General features: G+C 66.7%; 8 protein-coding genes. 5 read left to right on the forward strand and 3 right to left on the reverse strand.

The features are described from left to right. Positions 1-13 precede the first annotated feature (13 nt). Positions 14-1,159 carry a bifunctional 2-methylcitrate synthase/citrate synthase gene (gene prpC / locus EWM63_RS05425; RefSeq protein WP_130185621.1) on the reverse strand — a complete coding sequence of 382 codons (1,146 nt, stop codon included), beginning with the start codon at positions 1,157-1,159 and terminating at the stop codon, positions 14-16. 13 nt (positions 1,160-1,172) lie between these two features. Next, positions 1,173-2,060, reverse strand: coding sequence for a methylisocitrate lyase (gene prpB / locus EWM63_RS05430; RefSeq protein ID WP_130185622.1), 888 nt, complete (start codon positions 2,058-2,060; stop codon positions 1,173-1,175). A 166-nt stretch (positions 2,061-2,226) separates the two neighbouring features. Here prpB and prpR point away from each other — a divergent pair, with 166 nt between their 5' ends. The 4 genes from prpR (at position 2,227) to EWM63_RS05450 (ending at position 6,622) form a co-directional block, all read left to right on the forward strand. Beyond that, positions 2,227-3,840 (forward strand): propionate catabolism operon regulatory protein PrpR, encoded by a 1,614-nt coding sequence (prpR, locus tag EWM63_RS05435; protein WP_130185623.1) that lies wholly within the window; start codon positions 2,227-2,229, stop codon positions 3,838-3,840. Positions 3,841-3,918: 78 nt separating this feature from the next. Further along, complete coding sequence (locus tag EWM63_RS05440) at positions 3,919-4,809, forward strand: alpha/beta fold hydrolase (RefSeq protein ID WP_229487739.1); 891 nt, start codon at positions 3,919-3,921, stop codon at positions 4,807-4,809. Further along, entirely contained in the window at positions 4,806-5,897 is a 1,092-nt protein-coding gene (locus EWM63_RS05445) for a sensor histidine kinase (protein ID WP_229487740.1), read from the forward strand. The genes EWM63_RS05440 and EWM63_RS05445 overlap by 4 nt, the downstream gene beginning before the upstream one ends. Then, positions 5,894-6,622 carry a LytR/AlgR family response regulator transcription factor gene (locus EWM63_RS05450; protein ID WP_229487741.1) on the forward strand — a complete coding sequence of 243 codons (729 nt, stop codon included), beginning with the start codon at positions 5,894-5,896 and terminating at the stop codon, positions 6,620-6,622. The genes EWM63_RS05445 and EWM63_RS05450 overlap by 4 nt, the downstream gene beginning before the upstream one ends. A 7-nt stretch (positions 6,623-6,629) precedes the next feature. Here the strand turns inward: EWM63_RS05450 and EWM63_RS05455 are convergent, their stop codons facing one another. Further along, positions 6,630-9,989 carry a S41 family peptidase gene (locus tag EWM63_RS05455; protein ID WP_130185624.1) on the reverse strand — a complete coding sequence of 1,120 codons (3,360 nt, stop codon included), beginning with the start codon at positions 9,987-9,989 and terminating at the stop codon, positions 6,630-6,632. A gap of 273 nt (positions 9,990-10,262) precedes the next feature. Between EWM63_RS05455 and EWM63_RS32275 the strand changes: the two genes are divergently transcribed. Beyond that, the gene (locus EWM63_RS32275; protein ID WP_229487742.1) at positions 10,263-10,967 is read left to right on the forward strand and encodes a PEP-CTERM sorting domain-containing protein; all 705 of its coding nucleotides are present in this window, start codon (positions 10,263-10,265) and stop codon (positions 10,965-10,967) included. The last annotated feature ends 32 nt before the right edge of the window (positions 10,968-10,999 follow it).

A 10,999-nucleotide genomic window follows, 5' to 3' on the forward strand; every position in this document is an offset into this window, starting at 1 on the left:
TCACGTTGTTTCCTTACTTGCGATCCGAAATGGGCACGAACGCCAGGTCTTCAGGCCCCACGTAGTTCGCGCTTGGGCGGATGATCTTGTTGTCGATGCGCTGCTCGATGATATGCGCGGCCCAGCCGGAAGTGCGGGAAATGACGAACAGCGGCGTGAACATCGCCGTCGGCACGCCCATCATGTGGTACGACACCGCGGAGAACCAGTCCAGGTTCGGGAACATCTTCTTCACTTCCCACATCACCGACTCGAGGCGCTCGGCGATGTCGAACATCTTCATGGAACCGGCTTCCTGCGACAGCTCGCGCGCCACCTCCTTGATCACCTTGTTGCGCGGGTCGGACACCGTGTAGACGGGGTGGCCGAAGCCGATCACCACTTCCCTGTTGGCCACGCGCGCGCGGATGTCGCTTTCCGCTTCGTCGGCGTTCTCGTAGCGCTTCTGGATATCGAGCGCCACTTCGTTGGCGCCGCCATGCTTCGGCCCGCGTAGCGCGCCGATCGCGCCCGTGATGGCCGAGTAGATGTCGGAACCCGTCCCGGCGACCACGCGCGCCGTAAACGTGGAGGCATTGAATTCATGCTCGGCATACAGGATCAGCGAGGTGTGCATCGCCTTGACCCAGGCATCGGATGGCTTTTCGCCATGCAGCAGGTGCAGGAAATGGCCGCCGATCGAATCGTCGTCCGTTTCCACGTCGATGCGCCGGCCGGCGTGGCTGTAGTGGTACCAGTACAGCAGGATCGAACCGAACGAGGCCATCAGGCGGTCGGCGATGTCGCGCGCGCCGGCCAGGTTGTGGTCTTCCTTCTCGGGCAGCACGCAGCCGAGCACGGAGGCGCCGGTGCGCATCACGTCCATCGGATGGGCGCCGGCCGGCAGCGCTTCCAGTGCCAGCTTCACCGCCTGCGGCAAGCCGCGCAGCGACTTCAGCTTGGCCTTGTAGCCCTTCAGTTCACCGGCGGTCGGCAACTTGCCGTGCACCAGCAGGTAGGCGATTTCCTCGAACTCGCAGGTATCGGCAACGTCGAGAATATCGTAGCCGCGGTAATGCAGGTCATTGCCGGTCTTGCCGACGGAGCACAGTGCCGTGTTGCCGGCCGTGACGCCGGAAAGTGCGACGGATTTCTTGGGCTTGAAGGTTGTTTCGGTCATTTGCTGGTCTCCTTTATTTTTTCTGTGCGGCAAACAGTGCATCGAGCTTCTGTTCGAAAACATGGTAGCCGATGCTGTCGTAGAGTTCCTCACGGGTCTGCATCGTGTCGAGCACGTTCTGTTGCGTGCCGTCGCGGCGGATGGCGCCATACACGTTCTCCGCGGCGCGGTTCGCGGCGCGGAACGCGGAGAGCGGGTACAGCACGATGTCCACGTCGACACTCTTCAGCTGCTCCAGCGTGAACAGCGGCGTGGAACCATACTCGGTGATATTGGCCAGCACCGGCACCTTGACAGCGTCCGCGAAACGCTTGTACATCGACAGTTCCGTCAGTGCTTCGGCAAAGATCATGTCGGCGCCGGCTTCCACGCACGCCACCGCGCGCTCGATGGCGGCGTCGAAGCCCTCGACGGCCAGCGCGTCGGTGCGCGCCATGATGACGAATTCCGCGTCGGTGCGGGCATCGACCGCGGCTTTTACACGGTCGACCATTTCACCCTGGCTGACGATTTCCTTGCCCGGCCGGTGGCCGCAGCGCTTGGCGCCCACCTGGTCCTCGATGTGCACGGCGGCGGCGCCGGACTTGATCATCGACTTCACGGTGCGGGCCACGTTGAAGGCCGAGGCGCCGAAACCCGTGTCGATATCGACCAGCAGCGGCAGGTCGCAGACGTCGGTGATGCGGCGCACGTCGGTCAGCACGTCGTCCAGGCTGGAAATGCCCAGGTCGGGCAAGCCCAGCGAACCGGCCGCGACGCCGCCGCCGGAAAGATAAATGGCGCGGAACCCGGCCCGTTTCGCCAGCAAGGCATGGTTGGCGTTGATCGCGCCCACGACCTGCAGGGGCGACTCTTCCCGGACGGCCTGGCGGAATGCTGCTCCAGCGGACTGAACACTCATGATGACCTTTCAAATGGCGTGATGGATACCAAACCAACCGCAAGGTATGTGCCAGACCGCTGCAGATAGATGAAAGTGCATTGAATCAATGACTTGGAACAAGGGCCTACTCCATAACGACGTTTCATCTGAAACGTATGAAACATCATTGAACTATAATTGAAACATGACTTACCTTACCGCCAGCGACCAGGACAAGCCCATCATCTGGACAGTGTCGATGTCCCGCCTTTCCGATCTCTTCCGCGACATCACGCCGGAATACGATGCACTCGCCACCATCGAGCCGATCCATCTCGGGTTCGACGACGCGGTGCGCCATATCCGCGAACGGCTGGCCACCGAGCGCTGTGACGCGGTGATTTCGGCCGGCTCGAATGCCGCTTACCTGAAGGGCCGCTTGCCGGTGCCGCTGGTGGTGGCCAAAGCCAGCGGCAGCGACATGATGCGAGCGCTGGCACGGGCGCGCCGCGTGTCGGCGCGGATCGCCGTCATCACCCACCAGCACCCGATGCCGGAGCTTGCCGAGTTCGCCGCCACGTTCGGCTTCGACGTGGCACAGCGCACATATGTGACCAGGGAAGATGCGCTGGGCCACGTGCGGGAACTGAAGGCGGCCGGTATCGAGGCGATCGTCGGCGCCGGCCTGATCACCGACCTGGCCGAGGATGCAGGGCTGACCGGGGTGTTCGTCTACTCGTCGGCGTCCATCCGGCAGGCGTTCGACGATGCGCTCGAGATCGCCCGGCTGGCGCAACTGGAAACGGGCGGTGCGCGCCGCCGCGGCCGCGGCGGCGCCGTGCAGGACACGCTGCGTGCCCGGCACGGCCTGGCCGACCTGCGCGGCGAATCGCCGGCGATGGAACAGGTACGCCAGGCGGTGGTGCTGTATGCGCGCTCCAACGCCACGGTGCTGATCGAGGGCGAGACGGGCAGCGGCAAGGAACTGGCCGCGCAGGCGATCCACCGCGCCGCGCCGCACGGCAGGGTCGATGAACTGCGCCGGCCTTTCCTGGCCGTCAACTGCGGGGCGATCGCCGAATCGCTGCTGGAAGCGGAACTGTTCGGGCACGAGGAAGGCGCCTTCACGGGCGCGCGGCGTGGCGGCCGGGCCGGCCTGTTCGAAGCGGCCAGCGGCGGCACGCTGTTCCTCGACGAGATCGGCGAAATGCCGCTGGCGCTGCAAACGCGCCTGCTGCGGGTGCTGGAAGAGCGCGAGGTGGTGCGCGTGGGCGGCACGCGGCCGGTGCCGGTCGATGTGCGAATCGTCAGCGCCACGCATTGCGACCTGGCGCAGCGCGTGCGCGACGGCCGCTTCCGCGCCGACCTGTATTACCGGCTGGCCGTACTGCGTCTGTCCCTGCCCCCGCTGCGCGAACGCACGGCCGACATCGTGCCGCTGGCCGAGTGGTTGCTGCGCAATGCGCTGGCTGCCCTGGGTGCGCGCGCGCATCCGAACCTGCAAGCCGAGCTGCAGGCATGCGCGCCGCTGCTGGCGCGGCATGCGTGGCCCGGCAACGTGCGCGAACTGCGCAACCTGTGCGAACGGCTCGCGCTGTTCCTGGCCGCGGAACCGCTGCAGGCGCTGACGCCGGCATTCGTGCTTGCCGTCGGCCCCGAGCTGGCGGCTGGCGCGGATGGCGCGGCGTCTCCGCCCAACGTGGAACGCGTGACCGATGTGCTGCGCCGCTTCGATGGCCGCCGCGACGCGGCCGCAGCCTACCTCGGCATCAGCCGCACCACGCTGTGGCGGCGCCTGCGCGAGGAAGCGCAAGGCTGATTCCGCGCCACCGCCACTCGTCCCTGGTTTGCGCCGTTCGTCACACCACCATGCCCGCCGCGCGGGCGCGGTGCGACGATGCGTTTCAAGGAGGAACACCATGAAACGTCAACTGATCGCCGCGGCCGCCGCCGCATCCCTTTCCGCTTTCCTGCTGGCCGCACTGCCCGCCCAGGCGGCCACCGCTTCAAGGCCGAAGTGTCCGGCGCGGGTCCCGCGGTCATCCTGATTCCTGGCCTCGCTTCATCCGGCGAGGTATGGCAAGGCACGGCGAAACACCTGTGCGGTCCGCGCCAGTGCCACGTGCTGACACTGGCGGGTTTCGCCGGACAGCCAGCCATCGAGGGCGTGCTGCTGCCGCAGGTCGAACGCCAGCTGGCCGACTACATCGCCGCCCACAAGCTCGGCAAGCCGGTCGTGATCGGCCATAGCCTGGGCGGCTTCGTGGCCATGCGTTTTGCCGCCACGCACCCGGATCTCGTGGACAAGCTCGTCATCGTGGACTCGTTGCCGGCGATGGGTGCGATCCAGGTACCGGGTGTTACGGCGGAACAGCTGAAGCAGATGGCCGACATGACGCGTGAACAGATGCTGGCCGCCGACGATGCAAGCTTTTCGGCCAACCAGCGCCGCACGGTGATGACGATGGCGAGCAAACCGGAAGACGTGGACCGCATCGTTGGCTGGGGCCGGCGCTCCGACCGCAAGGCCGTAGCCGGCGCCATGGCCGAACTGATCGCCGACGACCTGCGCGACGACGTGGCCCGCATCAAGGCGCCGACGCTGGTGCTCGGCACGTGGATCGCCTACAAGGACTATGCGCCCCGCGCGGCAACGGAACAGGTGTACCGCGCACAGTACGCGAAGCTGCCTGGCGTGCAAGTGGAGATCGCCGACACTGCGCGCCACTTCATCATGTACGACGACCCGGCCTGGATGTATGATCGCATCGACCGATTCCTGAAGTGAGCCCGATCGCCGTGACTTCGCCGTCCACCGCCCCGCACTCGCCGCGTCACCTGGCGTCGCATCGTCCGCCGGCTCGTCTTCCATTCATTGCGCGCCTGAACTGGTACTGGATCTGTCAGGCGGGGGGCTGGCTGCTGGTGGCGCTGTTCCAGGCCATTACTTACGCCGGCAGCAGGAACCTGGCACCGGTCGTGGCATGGACGCTGCTGTCCGCATTGTGCATCTCGGACCTGTGGCACCGGTTCATCAAGGCGCGCGGATGGGCCGCGCGTGGTCTCGACTGGCGCCTGCTGGCAGGTGCCGTGTTCCTGCTGGCGCCGGCGATGACCCTCAGCGTGGCCATTGCCATCCACCTGATGATGCGCCCGGTGGACAATGTCGCCTGGCTGCCCATGGCCCTGCTGTGGTGGGCCATCACCTTCGTGGCATGGAACCTGTGCTACGTGATGGCGCTGTCGCTGCGCCGGGCCAACCGGCTCGAGGCGGAAACGCTGCGCCTTGAATTGCATGCCAAGGACATCGAACTGCGCGCGCTGCAGGCGCAGGTGAACCCGCACTTCTTCTTCAACAGCCTCAATAGCGTGCGGGCGCTGATCTACGAAGAGCCTGGAGCGGCGGCCCGGATGATCGACCAGCTGGCCGGGCTGATGCGCTATGCGCTGCAATCGGGCCAGGCGGAAACGGTGCCGCTGGCGGCGGAGATGGAAGCGGTGGAGGCCTACCTGGCGATCGAAAAGATCCGCTTCGAGGAAAGGCTGCGCGTGCACATCGACATCGAAGCAGGCGTGGAGTGCGTGATGGTACCGCCGATGTCACTGCAAACGCTGGTCGAGAATGCCGTGAAGTACGGCGTGGAACTGAGCACGACCGGCAGCGACATCCGCATCCGCGCGTGGCGCGGCGAAGCGTGCACGGTGATCGAGATCGCCAATGCCGGCGCGATCCGCGGCATCGGCACTTCCACACAGGTGGGCCTTGCCAACGCGCGCAAACGGCTGGCGCTGGCGGTGGGAAGTGCCGCCAGCCTGGAGCTGGCCGAACGCGATGGCTGGGTATGCGCCACGCTGCGGTTACCGGCGGCCGCATGACGCCGCCACCCATGCGCGTGCTGATCGTCGACGACGAGCGCCTTGCCCGCGCCGAATTGCGCCGGCTGCTGGCCGCGCATGCCGACATCGAGATCGTCGGTGAAGCGGCCGATGCGGCGCAGGCGATCATGCAGGTGAAGGCCTTGCAGCCGGACCTGTTGCTGCTCGACGTGCAGATGCCGGGCGGCAGCGGCTTCGACCTGCTGCTGGCGCTCGACACGGCACCCGAAGTGATCTTCACGACCGCGTTCGACCAGTATGCGCTGCAGGCATTCGAAGTGAATGCGCTGGATTACCTGCAAAAGCCCATCCAGGCGGCGCGGCTGGCAAACGCCCTGCGGCGGGCTGCGCTGCGGCGCGGCATGGGGAACTTGCCAGCGCCGGCCGGCGTGCCGGCCGCGCCGCGCAAGCTGTTCATCCGCGATGGCGAACGCTGCTGGTTCGTGGCGCTGGACAACGTGCGCCTGTTCGAATCCGAAGGCAACTACACGCGCGTGTATTTCGACGACGCGCAGCCCCTGATGCTGCGCTCCCTCGCACAGCTGGAAGAGCAGCTGGACCGGGAGCGCTTCCTGCGCGCCAGCCGCCGGCACATCGTCAACCTGGCGTTCGTCGAGCGGATGACCGCCAACGACGCCGGCGGGCTGGACCTGCTGCTGCCAGGCGGGATGACCGTCGTGGTGTCGCGGCGGCGAGCCACGCAGTTGCGCAGCCTCGGCCTGTAAGCGAGCGTCAGTAGTTCAGCGCCGGAATCGCCTGCGGGCTGTAAGGCTTCACGGGCGATTCCTTGACTTTCTTCTGCAGCATCTCGATCGCCACTTCCAGCTGGCGGTCGCGGCCCGCAAACGTGGCGTGCGGCAGGTTGTCCACTTCCACATCGGGCATCACGCCCACGCCTTCGATTAGCCACTGGCCCTTGTCGCTGTCGAACTGCCCGAGCTCGGCCACGCGCACCATGCCATTGTCGGCCAGCCGGTTGCGGTCGCTGAGCCACACGCCCGCGCCCGCGGTGCGCTTGCCCACCAGCGGGCCGAGCCCCAGCGCCTTGACGCCGGCGGCGAAGGTTTCGCCATCCGAATACGTCAGTTCGTCGACCAGCACCACGATGTGGCCGCGGAACGTGTTCTGCATGTTCGGCGACGCCTGCCCGCTCGGGTTGGTCCAGAACGCCCAGGCCTTGCGCAGCAGCTTTTCGATGATCCAGCTGTCGATATTGCCGCCGCGGTTGCGCCGCACGTCGATGACCAGGCCATCGCGGTCCACGTTCGCATAGAAGTCGCGTGCGAAGGCGGCGATGTCGTCCGGCCCCATCGCCCGCAGGTGCAGGTAACCGATGCGGCCCGCCGACGCCTCGGCCACCTGGCGGGCACGGCCCTGCTCCCAGTCGCTGTATTGCAGCGCGTCTTCCTTCGCGGCCGGCACCGGCACGGCGATGACGGCGCGCGCCTTGCCTGCTCCTGCGTCGCCCTTGGGCTGCACGTTCAGCAGCACCTGGCGGCCAGCCTGGTTCAGCAGGAGGTCGGCAATATTGCGCGCCTCCAGCACGCTCTTGCCGTTGACGGCCGTGATGACATCGCCCTCCTTCACGTCGACGTCCGGCTGCGCCAGCGGTGCGCGCCCGGCCGGCAGCTCTTCTTCGGTGCGGTACACGCGGTCGACGCGGTAGCCATTCTGCACGCGCGTAAACACGGCGCCCAGGCCGGACGGCGTGCCCTCGGGCGCGGCCTTGCGGATATCGCCGGGCTGTACCTGCGAGTGCAATGCGCCCACCTCGGCCACCATCATGCCGAGGATGTCGTTCAGCTCCGCGCGGTCGGTCACGCGCTCGACCAGCGGCGCGTACTTGTCGCGCACGGCCATCCAGTTCACGCCGCGCATCTTCACGTCGTACAGGAAATCGCGGTGCATGCGCCACGCGTCATTGAACATCTGCTTCCATTCCTGCACGGGGTTCGAGACGATGCTCCAGTCCTCCACCCTGACACGCGCCTTGCTGATATCGGCCGGCTGCCTGGCGCCGGCGTCGACGATGATCATCTCGCCCGCGCCAGCCGGCGACAGCGTGCGGTAGTACACGTGCTTGCGGTCCGGTGCCAGGTCGAATTCGCGCACGTTCGGGGCAAAGGTATCGGGTTTCGGTTCGGTGCGCGCGATCGCCAGCGTCTTGAGCGCCGGCTTGTTGTCCGCGCCATCGGCATCGATGTAGTACAGGCGCTTGTCGTCCACCGCCAGGCGACGGTAATTGCCGGCGGCAAGCGGCACTTCGAACAGGCGCTGCGCCAGCCCCTTGAAGACGATTGCCGGCGATGCTGGCTTGGCGGGTTTCACGGGTTCCTTCGCCCCCTTGCCGTCCTTCGCCTGCACCAGCTTGTCGACCGCCTTTTCGACGGCCTTCTCGGCCGCTGTTTCCTCCACGGTTTCGGCCGGTGGCGGCGCGGTCTTCGACAGCTCGTCGTCCGGCTTGAACGGGAAGCGGTTGCCGGGCTGCAGTGCCAGCGCGTAGATGCCCACGCGCTTGTCGAACACGGGGCCCATGTTGCGGTCGCCCCATGGCGAACCGTTGGACAGCTTGAAGTTGCGGGCCGACAGGAAGTACAGCCACTGGCCATCCGGCGAGAATGCCGGGTCGGCGGACGTGTAGCGGTCGCTGGTCACGAAGGCCAGCTCGGTCGAGGCCAGGTTGTACAGGCCGATCTGGTCGCGCAGCTGGGTGCTGGCACTGCGCACGAAGGCGATGTTGCGGCTGTCGGGCGACCACACCACGTCGTCGTGCTGGTCGATGCCGGCCTTGCCGGCGTCATCGACCAGCGTCTGCTTGCGCGTGACCAGCTCCAGCAGCCAGCAACGGCCCTTCTTGTCGGTATGCGCGATCCATTTGCCATCGGGCGACGGATACAGCGCCCAGCGGTGGTTGTTGCCGTCGCGGGTCAATGGCTCGCCATGCCCGGAGCCATCCGCGGCAAAGCGCCAGATTTCGTTTTCGCCGGTGGTGTCGACGATCGCATAGACCCACTTCTCGTCGGCCGAGAACACCGCGTCGCGGGCCCTGGCGCCTTGCGGGATTGCGATTTCCACGCGGCGCTGGCTGCCCGTGCCGGCAATCGTCACGCGGCCGCGCGCCGTCAGCACCACCCGCTCTTCCTTCGCGGCCAGTTGCACGTTCGTCAGCGCTTCGAGCGGCGAACGGATCAGGCGCGTGCGCTGCTGGTCGAAGTCCGACACGAGGCTGACCGGCAGTTGCCGCGTGTCGCCACGTGTCAGATCGAGCAGGTGCAGGTCCGCGCCCAGCTGGTAGACGATGCGCCCACTGCCCAGCGCGGCGTTGCGCACATCCCAGTCCTTGTGCGACGTGAGCTGGCGGACATCGGCGCCGTCCGGTTCCGCGGACCACAGGTTGTCGGTGCCGCCGCGATCGCTGGTGAAATACAGCCTGCCCCGCCACCACATGGGCCGCTTGTCGTTGCCGGCACTGCCGGGGAAGACACGCCGAGCTTCCGCGCCACCCTCGAGATCGAAACGCCACAGCTGGGCGTGGGCGCCGCCGCGGTAGTGGCGCACGTTATCGCCCGTCATCACCAGGCCGTGCCGGGTGAAGTACAGCGTCTTGCCGGCGTCGTCGAGCACGGCGTCGTTTGCATCGGCCACGGGGAACACGCGGCGTTCCAGCGTGGCCGGCTGCACGGCCGCCACGATGCGGTGCGCGCCCGGGCCGACCGAGCGGAACGTGCTGACCAGGACTTCGCCCCGCGCCGTCCAGCCCAGCACGAGGACGCCGCCATTCTCGAACGTCAGCCGTTTCGGCAGGCCGCCGGCAAGCGGCATCACGTAGGCATCCTGCGCGCCTTCATAGCTGCCGGCAAACGCCACCCATTTGCCATCCGGAGAAATGGCCGCATGCGTTTCGGCGGCCGCATGCGTGGTCAGGCGCTGTGCCGGCCCGCCTTGCGCGGCAGTGCGCCACAGGTCGCCTTCCGCCGTGAACACGACAACATCGGCACCAATGGCGGGATAGCGCAGGTAGGGAGCAGCGGCAAGCGCCGCAATGGAAGTGCCAAGCAGGCCGGCGGCAAGGACAGAACGGAGCAGGAGCATTGCAGGGAGGCGGTAAAGGTGAAGCACCGATTCTGGCACAAATGCCGGCACGTAAATAGTCGTGCCGCCGTGGGCACCCGATGCCAGGAAAGCGCTGATTTATTGCTGGTGGAGATTACCGGGATCGCCGCCATGAATGCATCAGCCTCCCTAGCATAACGCGCTCCCGTTGGCAGAGACCGACGCACGGCACGCGCAATTGTAAATGTCATTGATGGGCTGGCCGGCCGGCTTTTACGATGGTCTTCATACCCACCACCAGGAGAAACGCCCATGAAGCGCCAGTCCCCCGTATCGTCCGCCCGCCTTGCCACCACCCGCCTGGCCACCGCTTGCGTGCTTGCCCTTGCCGCCGCCCTGCCCGCCCAAGCCGATTCCGTGACGGAAATCGCCCAGCTGCAGGGCTGGGTCAACAGCAATGGCGGCAGCAACGAAGCCACGCCGCTCGGCAACACCTACACGGGCAACGACACCGGCCTGCGCTTCAACAGCTGGGCGGCCTTCTTCATCCCGGCCGGCACCACATGGGCGTCGGCCACCTTGTCGCTGTCGCCCTCCGTGTATGGCGACGCGCCGCCCAGTGTCATCGGCCTGTTCGACGTCGACGGCGGCCTGCAACCGTTCCTGAACACCTTCCATCCCGGCACGGACGTGTTTGCCGACCTGGGCGGCGGCACGCAGTATGCCGCCGCCACGCTGCACGACAGCGCCGTCGATGTCACCCTGAACGGCGCGGCGCTGGCCGACATCAATGCAGCCGGCGGCTCGTATTTCGTGATCGGCTTCACGAACCAGACGCTCAACGCGGTGCCGGTCGAAATGGGTGACCAGGGCATCTACCTGGGCGGCATCCGCGCCGAGCCCTACCTGGAGCTGACGCTGTCTACCGTACCGGCCGTGCCGGAACCGGGAACGTATGCGATGCTGCTGGCGGGCCTGGCGGTGGCGGGCGTGGCCGCGCGGCGGCGGCGCATGTAATCCCCGGATCAATACGCCGGGCGTAAAAAAAC

It is taken from the genome of Pseudoduganella lutea (assembly GCF_004209755.1).
GTDB classification, from domain to species: Bacteria; Pseudomonadota; Gammaproteobacteria; order Burkholderiales; family Burkholderiaceae_D; genus Rugamonas; species Rugamonas lutea.

Excerpts from the sequence above, each read along its gene's own strand:
- prpC (WP_130185621.1), bottom strand. The coding sequence starts at position 1,159 with ATGACCGAAACAACCTTCAAGCCCAAGAAATCCGTCGCACTTTCCGGC.
- prpB (WP_130185622.1), bottom strand. The coding sequence starts at position 2,060 with ATGAGTGTTCAGTCCGCTGGAGCAGCATTCCGCCAGGCCGTCCGGGAA.
- prpR (WP_130185623.1), top strand. The coding sequence starts at position 2,227 with ATGACTTACCTTACCGCCAGCGACCAGGACAAGCCCATCATCTGGACA.
- EWM63_RS05440 (WP_229487739.1), top strand. The coding sequence starts at position 3,919 with ATGCGTTTCAAGGAGGAACACCATGAAACGTCAACTGATCGCCGCGGC.
- EWM63_RS05450 (WP_229487741.1), top strand. The coding sequence starts at position 5,894 with ATGACGCCGCCACCCATGCGCGTGCTGATCGTCGACGACGAGCGCCTT.
- EWM63_RS05455 (WP_130185624.1), bottom strand. The coding sequence starts at position 9,989 with ATGCTCCTGCTCCGTTCTGTCCTTGCCGCCGGCCTGCTTGGCACTTCC.
- EWM63_RS32275 (WP_229487742.1), top strand. The coding sequence starts at position 10,263 with ATGAAGCGCCAGTCCCCCGTATCGTCCGCCCGCCTTGCCACCACCCGC.